Origin of the sequence: Chryseobacterium sp. PMSZPI, from assembly GCF_002835665.1 — a bacterium.
In the GTDB taxonomy this organism is placed as follows: domain Bacteria; phylum Bacteroidota; class Bacteroidia; order Flavobacteriales; family Weeksellaceae; genus Chryseobacterium.
The window spans coordinates 38,733-58,444 of record NZ_PIZV01000077.1 but is presented as its reverse complement, the minus strand read 5'-3'; the positions used below and the strand labels follow the sequence as shown (position 1 = coordinate 58,444).

Below are 19,712 nucleotides of genomic sequence, written 5' to 3'. Positions count from 1 at the left end.
GATAATCAATCCATGTCAAGGTTTAAAACCTTGGCGAGGATGTTAAAACTCAAAATCAACTGATTTTTGATGAGACATTATAAAATTTTCTTTACCATCAAATAATTCAATAACCTCATCTCTCTTCAACACAGTCTTCGATGTACTCAAAATGGATTGATAAGAGGAAAAGTTATATTTTGAGAATTCATGAATTAAGAAATGATTTTGCGGGTTCTGATGAATGTAAATAATCACATTCATTAAATATTTATCCGATAAAATCAATTTTCTTTTAAAAGGAGATTCAATAAGAGCACCATGCCTTTTATTTTCTTTATTAAAAGCTTGGGAGTAAGAGTTGAAAACCCGGGAGAATTGTTTTGAGAAAATATTTTGTGGAGAATGAAGACCTGCGTCCATAGCCTTGACAAGGTTTTGAACTTTAGCAATGTTGCTTAATTCAGAATCAGATTTTATCCTTACTAAAAGATGAAAATGATTGGGCATCAGACAATATGCATAAACATCACATACAGGAATAAGAAATTCAGACACTTTATTTAGAAAGAATAAATAATTCCGTTCTGATTTAAAAATATTTTCACCGTTAATGCCACGGTTATAAATATGGTAAAAACGATCTGCCTCAATTGGAGTAGTTCTAATATCTACCATCTTTGTGTGTTTTTATTTAGAAACCTTCGTCAACCATGTCAAGGTTTTGAACCTTGACATGGTTAAGAGTTAATAGTTAACAAAAAAAGTCCCTTTCAATTTAATGAAAGGGACAATAAATTTATATCTTATTTTGAATTAAATCAATCCAAACTGTTCGAAATGATGGGTAAAATGTTTTTTATGCATTAATTCCCACATCTCTTTATTTAGTTTTCCGAATACAAAATTCATATGCTCCGCCTGCGGATTTTCTTTATAGTAAATCACAAATCTCTTCAAGTTCTCAATGAATGATTGTTTTGCAGCTTCCAAATTTTTATGAGTCAATTCCGGAAGTGAACCATCCTGAGGCAGGAACGGCGCAGTAAACTCTTTTGGCATGGCTCTGTGACTGTAAAGGGAATCTTGCCATTTTTCAAGATGCTCTTCTGGTGTATAACATTTCTCTGCTTCAGGCTCTCCCAAACTTACCAGTACTCCTTGCTCTAAATGTTCAATCATTTGTTGTGGAGACATTTTCCCCCAAAGTGCAGGTGTACTTTCTGTTATTCCACTCAGAATCTTTTGAATGTTTTTCACGTTCAGATCAATAAAAGGAGATTGTTTAGCTACCAATGTTAAAATCGTTGCTACACAAACTACCTCATCTCTTTGATTCACAACTTCAACTAACCATTTCACCACTCCTGAAGGAATATTTCTTCCTTTTACCCCTCTATTGATTTTTTCTTTTGCCGTTAAATATACGGTAATGGTATCACCGGCATATACAGGTTTAAAGAAACTACATTCTTCTAATCCGTAATTGGCAATAACAGGTCCTTTTTTACCGGAAACAAATAATCCTGCAGCAGCTGAAAGAATAAAATACCCATGAGCTACGGTTTTATCGAAGATGGTTCCGGTTAAACTTGTAGCATCAGTATGTGCATAGAAATGATCCCATGAAACATTAGAGAAGTTTACAATATCTGCTTCTGTAACGGTTCTTCCTGCTGTTTCTAAAGAATCTCCTACCTCAACTTCTTCAAAGTATTTCTGGAAAGGGTGTTTATCTGAGAATTTTTTCTCTGCCCCTTGTTGATAAATTTTAGTAATAGCCTTCAAAACATCCGGAGATCCCTGAATGGCTGTTTTTTGTAAGAAGAAATGAAGGCCGTTCAGTCCGCCCATTTCTTCTCCACCACCTGCTCTACCAGGACCTCCGTGCATCAATGTCGGAAGCGGTGAACCATGACCTGTACTTTCTTTAGCATTATCTCTGTTCAAAACAAAAATTCTTCCGTGTTGGGAAGCCATTTTCCATGAAGTTTCTGCAATAAAGTTTTCGTCATGAGAAATAATGGATCCCACCAAACTTCCTTTTCCTCTTTTTGCCAAAGCAGCTGCTTCTTCTGCATCTTTGTACGGCATTAATGTGGATACCGGTCCAAAGGCTTCTACATCATGGGAGATATTTTTTTCGAAAGGTTTATCGTTCAGGAATAACTTTGGACTCATAAATGCTCCATTTTCATAGCTTGCATCTACCAGTTCATGCTTTCCGTCATAAACAAGTTCCGTTTCTGATTTTAAAATATTGACTTTCCTAAGAACCTCCTCATACTGCTGTCTTCCTACCAAAGATCCCATTCTGGTTTCTCTGCTTAATGGGTTTCCAATTTTTGTTTGGTCTAAAGCCTTTGATAAAGCATTCTGAACGTCACCAATTAAATGCTCAGGAACAATGATTCTTCTGATGGCTGTACATTTCTGACCTGCTTTTGTGGTCATTTCGTTACGAACTTCTTTGATGAATAAATCAAATTCCGGTGTTCCGGGTTTTGCTTCCAGCCCAAGGATTGAACAGTTTAAAGAATCGGCTTCCATATTGAAACGAACTGCATTTCCGGCAATTGATGGAAGTGATTTAAGCTTTCTTCCTGTCGTGGCAGATCCTGTAAATAATACGGAATCGCCATCCTGAACGTAATCCAGAATATTTCCAGGTTCTCCACAGACTAATTGCACAGCTCCTTCAGGTAATACTCCGCTTTCGATCATATCCTGAAAAACTGCATTGGTAAGATACGATCCAAAAGGAGATGGTTTCACGATAGATGGTACCCCTGCCAACAATGATGTAGATAACTTTTCCAACATTCCCCAAACTGGAAAGTTGTAGGCATTGATCTGTATAGAAACGCCTTCACTTGGTGTCAAAATATGAGTTCCCAAATGGGTTCCATTCGCTGAAATCTTCTGAGTATCCCCATCCACCCAGAAGGGAGTATTAGGAAGCATCCTTTTCGCCAATCCGGAATAGGTAAAGAAGGTTCCGAAACCTCCTTCAATATCTACCCATGAATCAACATGTGTAGCTCCTGTTTTATATGATAATTCGTAATATTTTTTCTTTCTTTCCAGTAGGTACAGTGCTACTTTTTTCAACATTTCTCCGCGATCATAGAACGTCATTGAAGAAAGGTTTTTATATCCTACTGTTCTGCCGTAATCAAGAGCTTGTTCAAAGTTAAGCCCTTCTGTATCGGAAACAGCAACCTGCTCTCCCGTAACGGCATTGTATAAAGGAGTTCCGTTTCCGGTACCTTCTACCCATTGTCCGTAGATATAGTTTTTTAATTTTTCCATATAATATTTAATTTAACAATGCATCAATCTAACAGTTTACCAATAGATGCTTTGAGCTCGCTCAGCATGACAGTGCTTGTTACATTTTTACATTGGTATATTGTTACATTTATAATTTATTTTGGTTCCTGATATGGAAACTTTTTTACCAATCCTTCATATAAACTTCTGTGAAGAATCGTAGCATGATTGTCCGTTTCCATCATTTTATATTCCACTGTCCAATTTTTCTTATTAGCCTTTTTCAGAACATCGTACCAATCTTCTGCATCTTTTACCATTACCGGGTGTTCACCTTTTCCCACTGAAACGTAAACAAACTTTTTAGTATCCTGGGATTTGGCAAGTAACTGTCCGGCTTGCTTTAATAAGCTTTCATCATCCCACCATAAACTCGGGCTAATGATGAAATAATTATCAAACATCTCCGGCTTTTTCAAAAGAATTTCTGTTGCTAAAAGCCCTCCTAAAGATTGTCCAAACAAATATTTGTCTGTCGTTTTAAATTGACTTTCTATATATGGTTTTAATTCTTTTTCCAAAAACGCAATAAACTTATCGGAATGTCCGGTTGTAGGATAGTCTTTCTGAAGATCCTTTATATCTGTATGGAAAGTAAAGTCTCTTTTTCTATCCACGTTGGCAATTCCCACTACAATGGTTTCCGGCATAGAATACATTTCATTAAAGAATTGTACTAGTCCTGAAACGTGGATAAAGTCTTCATTTATACTTCCATCCAAAAGATAGATCACCGGATATGATTTTGCTTTATCAAATCCTTGAGGCAGATAAATATTCAGCGTTCTGTCTTCATTTAATGTTTTAGACTTAATGGTCCTCACTTCTCCTATTGTAAGCGGTTTTGTAGTAACGGTCTGTGCTGATAACGTACAACCCACCGCAAACATTATGCTGCATGCAAGCACAATTTTTTTAATCATATTTAATTTTATTAAACCTAACGGGTTTTAAAAACCCGTTAGGTTTGATTATTAGCAATTATTCAAAATTTAAAAAGTCATACTCAATAGTAGATTGATGATAATTTCTAAAAACTTCTACCGAATCAAAATACTGCATGATTTCCTTTCTATTCAATTTACTTTCTTTTTCAGGATTTACCTTCAAATTCAAAATTTTCTGTGTTAATCATCTTTTAAATATAGTGTTCACATTTAAACCTAACAGATTTCGAAAACCTGTTAGGTTTGGTTTGTGTATTATCCTTATTTCACATCATCCCAAATACTGTAATCTACAATCTTTGTAGGAGTCTGCTGAACATACTCTGTAAATGGTTCACAAGGAAGAATAGCTTCTTTACCTTCTCTTGCCAATTCCTGGTATAATTTGGTTCCTTCTGTTTTCCAATGGATCATCTCATCAGAAACATCGCGGATAATTTTTGCGGGACTTCCTACAATCAATTTTCTGGGTTCACATCTAAAATTGGCAGGTACAAAAGCTAAGGCTCCGACAATACTTTCGGCACCTATATAAGCTTTATCCATTACCACAGAATTCATTCCGATCAAACAGTTTTTTCCGATATGTCCGGAATGAATAATTGCTCCATGTCCGATATGAGCAGATTCTTCTAAAATTGTTTCTATATTGGGGAAAACATGAAGAGTACAATTTTCCTGTACATTGGCTCCATCTTTAATGATAATTTTCCCCCAGTCTCCACGGATCACCGCGTTGGGACCAATATATACTTCTTCACCAATTTCCACATTCCCAATAATCACTGCCTGTGGATGGATATAAGCAGAAGGTTTGATAATAGGACGAATACCATGATATGAGTAGATGTTCATGTATTTTTAATTTGAAAATTTGAGAATGAACCAATTTGAAAATCAATAATCTTATTAAATATTTTCAAATTATCAAATTGACTCATTTTAAAATTGATTATACTTTTTCAATAACCATTGCATAGCCTTGTCCGACACCGATACAAAGGGTACACAATGCATATTTTTTATCTTGTTTCTGAAGTTCCATTGCTGCGGAACCAATAATTCTCGCACCTGAAACTCCCAGTGGATGACCAATAGCAATAGCTCCTCCGTTCGGATTTATTCTTGTGTCATCATCTTTTAATCCTAAGCTTCTCGTTACAGCTAAAGCTTGTGCTGCAAATGCTTCGTTTAATTCGATAATATCCATATCATCCAAAGAAAGATTTAATCTTTTCAATACTTTTTGAGTTGCTTCTACAGGTCCGATTCCCATAATTCTCGGCTCTACACCTGCTACGGATGAGCCTAAAATTTTGGCTTTTGGTTTTAATCCGTATTTTTTCACAGCTTCTTCACTGGCTAAGATTAAAGCTGCTGCTCCATCATTCATTCCAGATGCATTTCCGGCAGTTACTGTTCCTTCTTTTCTGAATGCCGGACGAAGTTTTCCTAAACCTTCCATAGAGGATGTTGGCTTAATGAATTCATCTTTTTCAAAAACAATTGGGTCTCCTTTTCTTTGTGGGATTTCAACTTTTACAATTTCTTCTGCCAGCCTTCCGCTTTCTTGTGCTTTTGTAGCTTTTTGTTGGGACCAAAGGGCAAATTTATCCTGATCTTCTCTGCTGATCTGGTGGATGTCTGCCAAATTCTCTGCAGTCTCACCCATTCCATCAACCCCATACATTTCCTTCATTTTCGGATTAATAAAACGCCATCCGAAAGTAGTATCATACATTTGACTGTCTCTTCCAAAAGCTGCACTTGGTTTTGACATTACATATGGAGAACGTGTCATATGCTCTACTCCACCTGCAATATAAATTTCTCCTTCTCCTGCGGCTATCGAACGAAACGCATTAGCTACTGCAGACATTCCCGATGCACAAAGCCTGTTTACTGTTTCTCCTCCGATTTTGTAAGGGAGCCCTGCCAATAAAAGCCCCATTCTTGCAACATTTCTATTATCTTCACCTGCCTGATTAGCACATCCGAAAATAACATCTTCAATTTCCTCCACAGGAACTTCAGGGTTTCTTGCTACGACTTCTTTGATAACAATAGCAGCCAGATCATCGGCTCTTACTTCTGATAATCCTCCCTGCAGTTTTGAGATGGGAGTTCTGACATAGTCTATAATGTATACGTTGTTCATAATTATTTTAATATACCAATCTGGTAATGTAACAGTGTATCAATACCGGATTTATTTGTTTTTATTTCTTAATTCTAAAACCTGTTTTAGAGTGTAGGGTTCATATTTGAAGTCCTTTCCGAACATTCTTTTGGCATTTTCTTCAACGGTGGAATCGAAGCCTGCTTCTTTTCTTATTTTATCCACATTTTTAAGGTCTTTTACAGGCCATACAAAACTCACAAAAACTTGTTTTCCGTCTTTATCTTTTGTCATTTCGCCTCTTCCCTGTGTTCCATAGATCTGTTCTTTGTTTTCATCCATCAGATACCGATCTTCCATCATAGCCACCAATGTAAACGGAATTTCTTTGTTTTTTCCGGCTTCCTTAATGAGAGGCAGATATTTTCCAATCTTGGTTGAATGTTGAATCACATACCAGGCTGCCTTATTGGTAGGTTCACCCACAAGCGTTTTTCCCGGATAACCATATTTTGAAATAATATTTTCAATCTTATGCAGATTTATACTATCATGCTCAGCTACCATTTGCCATCCCTTCTTTTTAAACTCTTCCTGATTGATATTTAAATCCTTTAAGGTTTTTTCTTTTTGTTCAGGAGTTGTTTCGGAGGTAAACAGCATTCTATAGCCCTGGTCCACACTCATGATCTCATCAAGTTCCTTTTTCAGCTCTTCGTTCAGTTTATTCTGAGCATTTATTAAAAGTGCTAAAGTCCCAAATAACAGTAAAAGTATTTTTTTCATTTTTGTTTAACTTGGTTATGATTGGTTAGTTTTTATAGTTCTGTTACTTTTTTGCCGATCTTATAAACTGTTCCAACAAATTTGGCAATCAATTCATTATTTTGATTGGTTATTTTAATATCATAAACAGCCGTTTTCCGGGTATCGGTTACCAAAATACTTTCTGCTCTGAATAGGTCTCCTTCTTTTCCGGCTTTGGTAAAATTAATTACACAGTTCAAAGCAACAGCAGCATCTCCACTATTGTTTGAAGAAAATGCCAGTGCTGAATCGGCAAAAGCAAATGTGACCCCTCCGTGAACTGTTTTTAACCCATTCAACATATCCTTCTTGATGGGCATTTCTATTAAACAATAATTTTCTTTGATCTCAATCATTTTGATATTCATCCATTGGGAAAAATAATCCTGATTGAACATATAATCTACTACTTGTCTTGGATTCATTTCTACTATATGTTTGTTATTTCCTCATACAATTCATCAGATAATCTATCGTAAACACTCATTGTTTTACCCAGAATAATCTGCTCGTATGTAAGGTTCTCAGAGTCTGATGAATTTACAACTTGATAAGAGGCAGTTAAATCAATCCCATTTTCATTGGATAATCTTTTGATCAACTCCTTATATTTTTCATTGAATTTCCCCAACAATTCAAGCCGTTCCATATCATTCTCAATGGAAGAAGCTTCCTGTATCAAATACTGTTTTTCAATGAAGAGCCTTGTTTCCAACTCAGCTCTAAATTCATCTATATTCATTAATTTTTATAATTTTCTCAGCAAAGGGCTCTGTCTATATCTTTCTTCTTGATATTCCTCGTAAAGACTCTGCAACGTTTCTGATATTCTTGAGTATCCAATTTCTTTTCCCCAACTTAATAAACCTTTTGGATAGTTGACTCCTTTTTGCATAGCCAATTCGATATCTTCATCATTGGCAACACCTAACCTTTTTGCTTCCACGGCTTCATTAATGAGCATAGAGATAATTCTTAAAAAGATTTGTTGATAAAGAGCCTCATCTTTCTGAGCTTCCGGCTTTAAAACACCCTCGGTATAATCATAAAATCCTTTTCCGGTTTTCCTTCCATGAAGTTTTGCTTCAGACATTCTCTGTTGCAATAATGACGGCTTATATTTTGGATCATAGAAGTAATCTTTATAAACCGTTGTCGTTACGGCAAAATTGACATCCACCCCAATTAAATCCATTAATTCAAAAGGTCCCATTTTGAAGTTCCCTAATGTTTTCATGGCATCATCCACCTGTTCCGGTGTTGCGATATTTTCTTCAACGATTCTTAATGCTTCTCCATAGTATGGGCGGGCAATTCTGTTGACAATGAATCCCGGAATGTCTTTTGCAATAACAGGAGTCTTCCCCCAGGTTTTCATGAGGTTGTATATTTTTTCTGCTAATGTTTTTTCTGTTAATAAGGATGGAATAACTTCCACTAAAGGCATCAATGGAGCCGGATTAAAAAAGTGAATTCCGATGAAACGCTCCGGTTTCTTTAACTCTGCTCCAAGAGAGGTGATGGAAATAGATGATGTATTGGAACCGATAACACAGGTTTCTGAAACATAATTTTCAAGTTCTGTGAAAACTTTGGTTTTGATATCTTTATTTTCAATGATTGCTTCGATAACTAAATCAGAATCTTTTAAATCCTGTAAGGTCTCACCTTTTGCAATATTGCTTCTGATTTCTGTAGCTTTTTCCTGGGAAATTTTTCCTTTTTCAGCAAGCTTTTGAAGCGTTTTTTCTAAGCCTGAAAGTGCTTTATCTATTTGTGGAGCATTAGCATCGAATAATACGACTTTGCATCCTGCAGTGGCAGCCACCTGGGCAATTCCTACTCCCATAGTTCCTGCACCGATAATTCCAATATTCATAGTTTTAATTTGAAAATTTGAGAATGAGTTAATTTGAAAATCATTTAATTTTTGACGTTGAAATAACTTTAGACAGAATTAATACTATTTCTTTTAAGTCTAAAAGCAATTTTTCTTCGGGTGAATTCAAATGTGGAGCTTTTAACACAATAAAAGCCAGCGCTCAGTTTCATCTGCTTCTTTAGCAGCAATTTTTATTTTATGAATAAAATCTGCCTTACTTTCAGCATTTTGAGCTTCTCGTACATTGGCACCAATAGATGTTCTCGATTTAAAAATCTGATTTGCTAATGAAAATCTATTAATCTTATATAGCTCTTCTGAAAACTCTATAATGTTTAATGCAAAGTCAAATGTCTTATTTACAATACTATTTTCTTTATCATTTCTCATTCTCAAATTTTCAAATTAGCTCATTCTCAAATTGATTTATTTTCCTTTATAATTAGGTTTTCTTTTTTGTAAAAAGGCATTCACACCTTCAATGAAATCTTCTGTTTCCGCTGCTTCCTGTTGTAAATCGCCCTCTAATTCAAGTTGGTCTTTTAATGAACTGGTGTAAGAATGAGCAAAAGCTTTTTTCGTCAATTTAATAGCGGCTGTTGGCATATTCGACATTCTTTCAAGAATCTCCATTGATTTCGGAACAAATTCTTCTTCGTTGAAAACTTCTGCAACAAGACCATAAGACTTAGATTCTTCTGCCGATAATTTTTTTCCTGTAAAAGCTAAATAATTGGCCAGCTGTCTTCCTAAAAGTTTTGGTAAGAAATAGGTTCCTCCTGTATCCGGAATTAAACCGATATTTGAAAAGGCCTGTGAAAAATACGCTTTATTATTGGCCAATACGAAATCACAGATCAATGCCAACATAGCACCAGCTCCCACTGCAGGACCATTTACCAATGCAATAACGGGCTTTTTGCAACGGGTAACTTCTGTTACCAACGGGTTGTAATAATCTACCACAATCTTTCTGATAATATCCTGATCATGGTGTTCTTTTCCTACTGCAAAAGCTTCTTCCAGATTCTGACCGGAACAAAAAGCTCTTCCTCTCCCGGAAATGGCAACACATCTTACTGTATCGTCTTCGCTACATTCTTTAACAAAGTCTTTCAGGTCTGATAAAGCCGGTTTTGTAAGGGCATTCATCGTTTCAGGCTGATTAAGATAAGCGATTTTGAGCTTCCCGTCAAAATGTGTTTCAATATCGAGTTGTGTATACATAGTTTTTTAAATTTATATTTTAACAATGCACTAATTTAATAATATAAATTTATGTAGCAGCCTAACTATTTAACAATCTAGCAATACCATCGTTATGTTTTGCATAGTCCATAAATTTATTGGTAAACTGTTACATTAAATATCAATGGCATTTAAAATAATCAAATGGTTCTAAACAGTCTAAGCATTGATAAGAGGCTTTACACAAAGTTGACCCGAATCTGCTAATCTGTTTGGTATGCTCAGAGCCACAACGTGGACATTTTTTCGGTTTTCCGATATGATGCTCATCTGCTCCTTTTTCAGGAGGTGTGATTCCGTACGCACGAAGTTTTTCTCTGGCTTCATCTGTCAACCAATCTGTAGTCCATATTGGAAACATTTTGGTAACTACTTTTGCTTCCCATCCGTTTTCCTTCATGATTTTCATGATGTCTTCTTCAATGGTAAACATAGCAGGACAAGCAGAGTAAGTAGGTGTAATGGTTACTTCACAAGAATTCTCGCTGGTAACTTTAGCATCTCTTACAATACCCAGCTCCACAATGTTGATTACCGGAATTTCCGGATCGGGAACTAATTCTAATATTTCTAAAGGGGTTTTCATTTATTAATTTGAGAATTAAAAAAAATTGAAAATTTGAAAATAAAATACGTTGCAAGCCATTTTCAAATTAACTCATTTTCAAATTAACTCATTATGTTCTACCAGGTACATCCAGGATATGCTCTCTGCATATACTGAAGTTCACAAAGGATATATCCGAAATATTCTGTATGATATCCTGTTCTTGATTTTGGCTGCATGAAAGGGTTTGTTGGATATTCTAATCCGAAACTCTGGAAATCTTTCTCTGTAATGGTAATAAACTCTTTGTATAGTTCATCAACATTCGGAACAATATTCAATACAGCAAGGTCATCTTCTCCTTCTGACTTTGCAAACAAACCTTTTGTATATTCCCAGATATTTTCGATGGCATTCACCAAACGTTCACGGCTTTCTTCTGTTCCCTGAGCAAAAATTTTCATCCAGGAAGAAGTGTGTGTATAGTGATATTTTACTTCCTTCAAGGATTTTTGGGCAATAGCAGAAAGTTCTTCATCTACAGAATTTGATAATGCTTCATACATTAATTTCTGATATACAGAGAGAACATACACCTTAAGAATAGTCTGCGCATAGTCTCCATTGGGAAGCTCTGTCCAGTGTGCATTTACATACTCATGTTCATATCTTAGGAATGCGATATCATCTTCACTTTTACCATTGTCAGCCACTCTTGAAGCATATTGGTAAAAATTATTAGCCTGACCAAGTTCATCCAAAGCAATGTTTGTTAATGCAATATCTTCCTCTAAATAAGGACCTTCACCGCACCATGCAGACAGACGCTGCCCCATGATGAAACTGTCATCTGCTAATTTTAATAAATAATTATATAATGGGTTCATTGTTTAATAGATTTGAAGACCAATAGATAATAGACGAATAGATAATAGATATGTAGGCCATAAAGTCTTTTATCTATTCGTCTATTATCTCCAGTCTTATTACATATTTTTTACATCATTTGGAATATCATAGAAAGTAGGATGACGATATAGTTTGTCATCGGCAGGATCGAAAAATGAATCCTGATCAACTCCCTCTGAGCTCACAATATATTTGCTTGGAACAACCCATACACAAGTTCCTTCCTTTCTTCTGGTATATACATCTCTGGCATTTTGTAATGCCATTTCTGCTGTTGGTGCCTGAACTGTTCCGGCGTGCTTGTGGGATAATCCCGGTTTAGTTTGAATAAACACTTCCCACATATCTAAATTTGCCATAATTAATCTGAAAATTTGAAAATTGGTTAATTTGAAAATTGATTGGTCACCTTAATTGAAAATTTGAGAATTGTTAATATGTTAATTTCATGTTCAAATTTTCAAATTGCCACATTTTCAAATTATATTACTTCTTTTTGTTGTTTTTCCGCAAAAGCTGCTGCTGCCTCTTTTACCCAAAGGTTTTCCTGCTGAGCTTTTACTTTTGTATTTAATCTTTTCTTGTTACAAGGACCATTACCTTTTAAGATTTCCATAAATTCATCCCAAGGAAGTTCTCCGAAATCATAATGTTGTCTTCCCTCATTCCATTTCAGATCTTTATCCGGAATCGTCAGTCCTAAATATTCGGCTTGAGCCACCGTCACATCAATAAATCTCTGACGAAGACTATCGTTACTCTCTCTTTTTACTCTGTAATTCATAGAAATCTTAGAGTTGGGTGAGCTGTCGTCATTAGGTCCGAACATCATTAAAGCCGGCCACCAGAAACGATTTAATGAAGCCTGAGCCATTTCTTTCTGTTGTTTTGTACCACGACAAAGAGCCATTAAAATTTCATAGCCTTGTCTTTGGTGGAAAGATTCCTCTTTACAGATTCTTACCATCGCTCTTGAGTAAGGACCATAAGAATTCCCCATCAACATTACCTGGTTCATAATGGCAGCACCATCTACCAACCAGCCGATAGCCCCTATATCTGCCCAGCTTAAAGTCGGATAATTGAAGATACTTGAGTATTTTGCCTTTCCGGAAAGCATATCATCATAAGTCGCATCTCTGTCTGCTCTGATCGTTCCATTTCCTAAGGTTTCTGTAGCAGCGTAAAGGTATAGACCATGCCCTGCTTCATCCTGAACTTTAGCTAAAAGAGCCATTTTTCTTCTCAATGAAGGTGCTCTGGAAATCCAGTTGGCTTCCGGTAGCATTCCTACAATCTCAGAATGAGCATGCTGTGAAATTTGACGAACCAAAAGCTTCCTGTAATCATCAGGCATAATATCTTTCGGTTCTACTTTATTTTCTTCGTGAACGTATTGAACAAATTTTTCTAAATCCATAATCTTTGAATTTGAAAATTTGAAAATTTGGGAATGCATCAATTCATTTTTAAATTAACACATTAGCACATTTTCAAATTCTATTAAACATCATAATTAAGCATCACCACATTGGTTGTCGGGTGACATTGACATGTCAGTACATAGCCTTTGGCTACTTCATCCTCGGTAAGCGCAAAGTTTTTTTCCATGAAAACCTCACCTTCTAAAACCTGTGCTTTACACGTACAGCAAACTCCTCCTTTACACGCGAAAGGAACCGGAAGCTGATCTTTCAATGCTTTATCTAAGATACTCTCTTTTTTAGAATTAAGATGGAACGAATATTCGTCATCATCAATAATCACTGTCACCATACTTTCGATATTGGCAATCGCTTTGAATTCCTCACTCATTTCCTCCGTATTTTCTTCATCAGGAGCGGTGAAATATTCAAACAAAACCTGAATCGCAGGAACTTTTTTATCTTTTTTCAGATAATCAGCAATCCCCTTGATCATTTCTGCCGGCCCGCAGATAAAATAAGTGGAGTCTTTGATATCGATATCGGTATATCTTTCAAATAATTGTTCCAATTTTTCAGCAGAAATCCTTCCTTCAAAAACCGGATCTTCATGTTTTTCGCGGCTTACCAAGTAAACAACTTTTAATCTTCCTTTAAACTGTTCTACCAATTTATCAATTTCTGCTTTTCTTAAAACATGGTTCATGCTTCTGTTACTATAAAACAGATAAGCATTACTGTTAGGTTCCTGATAAAGACTTTCCTTAATATTGGATAAAACAGGAGTAATGCCGCTTCCCGCTGCCAGACCAATATATGTTTTCACATTTGTCGGGTGATACGAAGTATTAAATCCTCCCATCGGCGGCATTACTTCCAAAATTTCATCCATGTGCAAATGTTCGTTGAAATATCCTGAGACTCTTCCACCCTCCAGCAATTTCACCAAAACTTCCAGTGTATTGCTTTTCTCGCTTGGGGCATTACAGATAGAGTAAGAACGTCTTTCCTCATTTCCGTTGATCATCATACGGAAATTAAGATATTGCCCTTGTTTGAATCTGAACTTATCTTTCAGTTCCTCAGGAATTTCCACCGCCACATTTACTGCTTCCGGAGTGTCTTTCTGAACCTTAACCGTTTTAAGTTTATAAAATGAATTCATTATTTTTTAAGTATTCTATTAATTTTTCCACCTTCGCACTTTGGCAAGCTGTCCTGAGCATGGACTTTTACCTTTGTAGTAATTCCTACTCGTTTTTTTATTTCGCTTTCTATATTTTTTCCAAAGTTTCCGACAAAATTAAAATAATCATCGGTATTGGGTTCTATCTTTTGAGTCTTCACAAAATCATCATCAATTTCTACATCAATATCCAATGCTACACACATATGCTCTTTTTCAACCGGTGTTAAATAATAATTGGGAACCACACCTTTTACATAAGAAAATGCATCTTCGATCTGACTTGGATAAACATTTACCCCTCTTACAATCAGCATATCATCTGCTCTTCCAACAATCGGCTTCATTTTCACCATGGTTCTTTTAGCATTTTTGTCATAATAAAGACTTGTAATGTCATTTGTCCAATATCGTAAAAGTGGCATTGCTTTCTTGGTTAAAGTAGTAATTACCAGTACTCCTTCTTCTCCAAAAGGGACAGGCTGTTTGGTAATCGGATCTAAAATTTCAGGATAAAAATGATCCTCCCAAATATAAGCCCCTCCTTTTTCTTCAAAATCCTCCATGGAAACTCCCGGTCCAATGATTTCACTCAACCCATAAATATTAGTTGCATGAACCCCCAACCTTTCTTCTATGTGACTTCTTATAATTTCCGTCCAAGGCTCTGATCCTAATACAGCATATTTAAGACTGATCTCATCCGCAGAAATCCCTCTGTTGGCAAATTCATCAGCAATTGTCAAAGCATATGATGGAGAGCAACAAATAACTTCCGGTTTAAAATCTACAATAAGATCCACCTGTCGCGCCGTCATTCCTCCCGAAATAGGAAGAACACTCATTCCCAGCTTTTCGGCTCCATAATGAAGACCTAGTCCACCTGTGAAAATCCCATAGCCATATGCATTGTGCAATTGCATTCCTGCTCTTGCTCCGGATGCATGTAAAGATCTTGCGACCACTTCACTAAATAAGTCGACATCCTCTTTAGTATATCCTACCACCGTCGGTTTTCCCGTTGTTCCACTTGAACAGTGAATTCTTTGAAGTTCACTTTTAGGAACCGTAAATAACCCGAATGGATAGTTATCCCTTAAATCCTGTTTGTAAGTAATCGGAAGTTTCGTGATATCCTCAATCGACCTTATATCCTGTGGAGATACCCCCAATTCATCAAATTTTCTTTTATAAAACTCCGACTTCTCTCCTAGATAACCGATCAAATCCACCAATCGGTTGGATTGAAGCTGTCTCAACCGATCCAGCTCCAGATATTCAACTGAAAAATCCATAAAACTAACTAACATTTGTTAGGTGTAAATTTAAAAAGATTTTGGAAGCTGGCAAAATTTTTATGATTTTCGTCATATTTTAAATGATTCTAAATAACAAACCACTCCTTAGTTAGTCTTTAATTCCTACGATATACAATACTTGTCATTCAGAGCGAAACGAAATGGGGAATAGAATCTATATAAATGAGTAGACAAAATGAAATGATGAGATTCTTCCTTCGTCAGAATGACAAAAACCCTGCTTATTGGTTCTCCTCATTGATTGAACAGCTATATCAGATAACAGGTCTATAAAATCTGCGTGATCCGTGTGATCTGCGAGAAATTATATTGAGATTCTTCCTTCATCAGAAATCAAAGATTATCTCCTTCCAGTCGATGAATGTTATTTCGACGTAGTCAATGACAAAGAACATGTTATCTACTTTTGATTTCCTAATAAACCATAAAGGATTTTCTCCCTTATTTCATCGGTAATTTCGTCTGTAGAATCACTATTTCTTTTGAACCAGAAATACGAGTTATTCAAGGTATGGAGGATAAATCTTGTGGTAAACGAGGGTGATTTCAGCTCCCAGTTTTCGGCTTGATAAATTTCAGAAATTAATGTTTCAACTTCCTGTTGGTAGTTTTTCCTTAATTCTACAAATTCCGGAAGTTTCTCTTCAAGATGACGCCACTCATTAGAATAAATATGGGTCACATCACGATTTTTAAGAACAACTGATAAATGTTTATCCAAAAACAAATTCAGTTTTTCTTTGGGGGGAATATGAGTATTTTTTACTTCCTGAAGCTCATCGAAAAACTCTTGTGCAATACCAAAGCAAATCCATTCCAAAATTTCTTCTTTTGAACGAATATGTGCATATAGGGATGCTGCCTTGATATTAAGTTTTGTAGCGAGATCTCTTACTGAACTTCCCAAGTACCCTTTTTCTTTGAAAAGTTCTACTGCTACATCTAGTATTTTCTTTTGTTTTTCTTTAAGTTCCATCTGTAAAAATGCAAAAGTAGTTATTCTTAAAATAAAAAGTTGAAATTTAACATACTCATTAAAAAAATTCGATGATGTACGGATTTACTTTCATCGGTTTGTATTACCACGCTGACGATTTGTTCCTCTATTCTCAAGAAAATTATTAATAATCGGAAATTTTGTCAAGTTAATTTTACGTTAAAAATAGTGAATTCGGAAATTTTGTCCCATTTTTTTGTAAATTTAATAATTGAACAGTTTTTGCGGTACAGTCATCGATTAAATGATTAAATAATTGATGGCATTAAGAAGCTGGGCCTTAAAATTCAGTTTCTTGATGTTCTTTTTAAAACTAAACTTTGAACGAATCATTACCAAAAATATAGAAAATATGAACTTAAACCAATATACTGTAAAATCACAAGAAGCCATTCAGGCAGCTCAACAAGTTGCTATGGAATTAGGCAACCAAAGTATCGAACCTCAACATCTTTTGGAAGGGATCTTCCAGGTAGATGAAAACATATCTCCTTTTTTATTAAAAAAATCTGAAGCTGATGCGACTCTGGTAAGAGAGCGTAACCGTGAAAATTTAGAAAAGCTTCCCAAAGTACAGGGAGGAAACATTTATCTTTCTCAATCGGCAAACAAAGTATTGCTGGATGCACCCAATATCGCTAAAAAAATGGGTGATGAATATGTAACGATCGAGCATTTATGGTTATCACTTTTAGAAACAAGTTCTGAAGTATCCAAAATGTTAAAAGACATGGGTGTTACGAAAAAACTGTTGGAGGGTGCTATTAAAGAATTAAGAAAAGGAAGTAAAGCAACTTCTGCAAGCTCAGAAGAGACTTATCAATCCTTAAATAAATATGCTAAGAACTTTAATGAATTAGCAGCTGAAGGTAAGCTGGATCCGGTGATCGGACGTGATGAAGAAATCAGAAGGGTTTTACAAATTCTTTCCAGAAGAACAAAAAATAACCCTATCCTTATTGGAGAACCGGGAGTAGGTAAAACTGCAATCGCAGAAGGAATCGCTCACAGAATCATCAGTGGTGACGTTCCGGAAAACCTAATGGATAAGACTTTATATTCATTGGATATGGGAGCATTGATCGCCGGGGCAAAGTACAAAGGTGAGTTTGAAGAACGTTTGAAGTCTGTAGTCAACGAGGTAATTAAGTCTGATGGACAAATTATTCTATTCATCGATGAGATCCACACATTAGTGGGAGCCGGAGGTGGTGAAGGTGCTATGGACGCTGCCAATATTTTGAAGCCGGCTTTGGCAAGAGGAGAATTAAGAGCTATCGGTGCTACAACTTTGAATGAATATCAAAAGTATTTTGAAAAAGACAAAGCATTGGAAAGACGTTTCCAGAAAGTTATGGTGGAAGAACCGGATACAGAATCGGCAATCTCAATCCTTCGTGGTATTAAAGATAAATATGAAGCTCACCATAAAGTAAGAATCAAAGACGAAGCGATTATTGCTGCAGTGGAAATGTCACAACGATATATTTCCGACAGATTTTTACCGGACAAGGCTATTGACCTTATTGATGAAGCTTCTGCAAAATTGAGAATGGAAATCAATTCTAAACCGGAAGAACTGGACGTTTTAGACAGAAAATTGATGCAGTTGGAAATTGAACTGGCTGCGATTTCAAGAGAAGGCAACCAAACCAAAATTGATCATTTAAAAGAAGACATTGCCAAAATTTCTGAACAAAGAAATGAAATCAATGCAAAATGGTTGAAAGAAAAACAAAAAAGTGAAGATCTTACCCAGATCAAAAAAGATATTGAATCTCTGAAATTGGAGGCGGAAAGAGCATCCAGAGCAGGAGACTATGCAAAAGTAGCGGAAATCCAATACGGAAAACTTCGTGAAAAAGAGGATGAGCTTAATAAAGTGGAGCTTGAAATGCAAAACCACCAAAATGAGTTGATCAAAGAAGAAGTGACAGCAGAAAACATCTCTGAAGTTATTGCTAAATGGACAGGAATTCCTGTTACCAAATTATTGCAGTCGGAAAGAGATAAATTACTAAATCTCGAATCTGAACTTCACCACAGAGTTGTAGGACAGGATGAAGCCATCCAGGCTGTTGCAGATGCTATCAGAAGAAACAGAGCCGGGTTAAGTGATGATAAAAAACCAATCGGATCATTCTTATTTTTAGGAACAACCGGTGTTGGTAAAACTGAGCTAGCTAAGGCATTGGCAGAATTCTTATTCGACGATGAAAATAATATGACCAGAATTGATATGAGTGAATATCAGGAACGTCATAGCGTTTCAAGATTAGTGGGTGCGCCTCCGGGATATGTAGGATATGATGAAGGTGGTCAATTGACAGAAGCTGTAAGAAGGAGACCATATTCCGTAGTTCTTTTGGATGAAATTGAAAAAGCACATCCGGATGTTTTCAACACTTTATTACAAGTTTTGGATGATGGTCGATTAACAGATAACAAAGGACGTGTAGTGAATTTCAAAAATTCGATTATCATTATGACTTCGAATTTAGGTTCACACTTAATTCAGGAGAATTTTGAAGGCTTCGACTCCGCTCAGCCTGACAGTGTGTTGGATGAAATTGTAGAGAAAACAAAAGAAGATGTTTTCGATCTTTTAAAACAAACATTACGTCCGGAATTTCTGAACAGAATTGATGAGATTGTATTGTTCCAGCCTTTGAGAAAAAAAGAAATTGGAAAAATTGTTCAATATCAGCTGAGAGGCTTCAATGATATGTTGGCAAAACGTAATATCATCATGACATTCACTCAGGATGCTGTAGATTATCTGATGGATAAAGGCTATGATCCTGCATTCGGAGCAAGGCCTTTAAAAAGAGTTATCCAACAGGAAGTATTGAATAAGCTGTCTAAGGAAATTCTTGCTGGAAATGTAAACGATGGAGACAGAATCACCTTAGATTATTTCGTAGAAACCGGTCTGGTTTTCAGACCAACTGAACAATAAAGTAGTTTTTTTCATATACATTATTTTTGTAAGTGAGTGCTATAGATTTCTCTATA

The 19,712-nt window shown here is 35.9% G+C and carries 19 protein-coding genes; 1 reads left to right on the top strand and 18 read right to left on the bottom strand.

Features of this window, described 5'->3' with window-relative positions; translation table 11 throughout:
• Positions 1-42 precede the first annotated feature (42 nt).
• From CW752_RS16015 to CW752_RS15930, 18 genes are all read right to left on the bottom strand, one after another.
• Positions 43-657 carry a transposase gene (locus CW752_RS16015; RefSeq protein WP_101240704.1) on the bottom strand — a complete coding sequence of 205 codons (615 nt, stop codon included), beginning with the start codon at positions 655-657 and terminating at the stop codon, positions 43-45.
• A 138-nt stretch (positions 658-795) separates the two neighbouring features.
• The gene (paaZ, locus tag CW752_RS16010) at positions 796-3,291 is read right to left on the bottom strand and encodes a phenylacetic acid degradation bifunctional protein PaaZ (RefSeq protein WP_101240703.1); all 2,496 of its coding nucleotides are present in this window, start codon (positions 3,289-3,291) and stop codon (positions 796-798) included.
• A gap of 116 nt (positions 3,292-3,407) precedes the next feature.
• Positions 3,408-4,235, bottom strand: coding sequence for an alpha/beta hydrolase (locus CW752_RS16005; protein WP_101240702.1), 828 nt, complete (start codon positions 4,233-4,235; stop codon positions 3,408-3,410).
• Between the two features lie 285 nt (positions 4,236-4,520).
• Entirely contained in the window at positions 4,521-5,114 is a 594-nt protein-coding gene (locus tag CW752_RS16000; RefSeq protein ID WP_101240701.1) for a transferase hexapeptide repeat family protein, read from the bottom strand.
• 97 nt (positions 5,115-5,211) lie between these two features.
• Positions 5,212-6,417, bottom strand: coding sequence for a 3-oxoadipyl-CoA thiolase (gene pcaF, locus CW752_RS15995; protein ID WP_101240700.1), 1,206 nt, complete (start codon positions 6,415-6,417; stop codon positions 5,212-5,214).
• Positions 6,418-6,468: 51 nt separating this feature from the next.
• Positions 6,469-7,164, bottom strand: a complete 696-nt coding sequence (locus CW752_RS15990) for a DUF6624 domain-containing protein (RefSeq protein ID WP_101240699.1) — start codon at positions 7,162-7,164, stop codon at positions 6,469-6,471.
• Positions 7,165-7,196: 32 nt separating this feature from the next.
• On the bottom strand, positions 7,197-7,610 hold the full coding sequence (locus CW752_RS15985) for a PaaI family thioesterase (protein WP_101240698.1): 414 nt from the start codon (positions 7,608-7,610) through the stop codon (positions 7,197-7,199).
• 5 nt (positions 7,611-7,615) lie between these two features.
• A complete protein-coding gene (locus tag CW752_RS15980) occupies positions 7,616-7,927 on the bottom strand; it encodes a hypothetical protein (RefSeq protein WP_101240697.1) in 312 nt (103 codons plus the stop codon).
• A gap of 6 nt (positions 7,928-7,933) precedes the next feature.
• On the bottom strand, positions 7,934-9,064 hold the full coding sequence (locus CW752_RS15975) for a 3-hydroxyacyl-CoA dehydrogenase NAD-binding domain-containing protein (RefSeq protein ID WP_101240696.1): 1,131 nt from the start codon (positions 9,062-9,064) through the stop codon (positions 7,934-7,936).
• Between the two features lie 141 nt (positions 9,065-9,205).
• Positions 9,206-9,457, bottom strand: coding sequence for a four helix bundle protein (locus tag CW752_RS15970; RefSeq protein WP_317044738.1), 252 nt, complete (start codon positions 9,455-9,457; stop codon positions 9,206-9,208).
• Positions 9,458-9,493: 36 nt separating this feature from the next.
• A complete protein-coding gene (locus CW752_RS15965; RefSeq protein WP_101240695.1) occupies positions 9,494-10,294 on the bottom strand; it encodes an enoyl-CoA hydratase/isomerase family protein in 801 nt (266 codons plus the stop codon).
• A gap of 142 nt (positions 10,295-10,436) precedes the next feature.
• Complete coding sequence (gene paaD, locus CW752_RS15960) at positions 10,437-10,901, bottom strand: 1,2-phenylacetyl-CoA epoxidase subunit PaaD (protein WP_101240694.1); 465 nt, start codon at positions 10,899-10,901, stop codon at positions 10,437-10,439.
• Positions 10,902-10,999: 98 nt separating this feature from the next.
• The gene (paaC, locus tag CW752_RS15955; RefSeq protein WP_101240693.1) at positions 11,000-11,749 is read right to left on the bottom strand and encodes a 1,2-phenylacetyl-CoA epoxidase subunit PaaC; all 750 of its coding nucleotides are present in this window, start codon (positions 11,747-11,749) and stop codon (positions 11,000-11,002) included.
• A 99-nt stretch (positions 11,750-11,848) separates the two neighbouring features.
• On the bottom strand, positions 11,849-12,130 hold the full coding sequence (paaB, locus tag CW752_RS15950) for a 1,2-phenylacetyl-CoA epoxidase subunit PaaB (protein ID WP_101240692.1): 282 nt from the start codon (positions 12,128-12,130) through the stop codon (positions 11,849-11,851).
• Positions 12,131-12,252: 122 nt separating this feature from the next.
• Positions 12,253-13,191, bottom strand: coding sequence for a 1,2-phenylacetyl-CoA epoxidase subunit PaaA (gene paaA, locus CW752_RS15945; protein ID WP_101240741.1), 939 nt, complete (start codon positions 13,189-13,191; stop codon positions 12,253-12,255).
• A gap of 83 nt (positions 13,192-13,274) precedes the next feature.
• A complete protein-coding gene (locus CW752_RS15940; protein ID WP_101240691.1) occupies positions 13,275-14,360 on the bottom strand; it encodes a 2Fe-2S iron-sulfur cluster-binding protein in 1,086 nt (361 codons plus the stop codon).
• Complete coding sequence (locus CW752_RS15935) at positions 14,360-15,676, bottom strand: phenylacetate--CoA ligase family protein (protein WP_101240690.1); 1,317 nt, start codon at positions 15,674-15,676, stop codon at positions 14,360-14,362. The genes CW752_RS15940 and CW752_RS15935 overlap by 1 nt, the downstream gene beginning before the upstream one ends.
• Positions 15,677-16,100: 424 nt before the next feature.
• Positions 16,101-16,676, bottom strand: coding sequence for a TetR/AcrR family transcriptional regulator (locus CW752_RS15930; protein ID WP_101240689.1), 576 nt, complete (start codon positions 16,674-16,676; stop codon positions 16,101-16,103).
• Between the two features lie 373 nt (positions 16,677-17,049).
• Here CW752_RS15930 and clpB point away from each other — a divergent pair, with 373 nt between their 5' ends.
• Positions 17,050-19,656 carry an ATP-dependent chaperone ClpB gene (gene clpB / locus CW752_RS15925; RefSeq protein ID WP_101240740.1) on the top strand — a complete coding sequence of 869 codons (2,607 nt, stop codon included), beginning with the start codon at positions 17,050-17,052 and terminating at the stop codon, positions 19,654-19,656.
• The last annotated feature ends 56 nt before the right edge of the window (positions 19,657-19,712 follow it).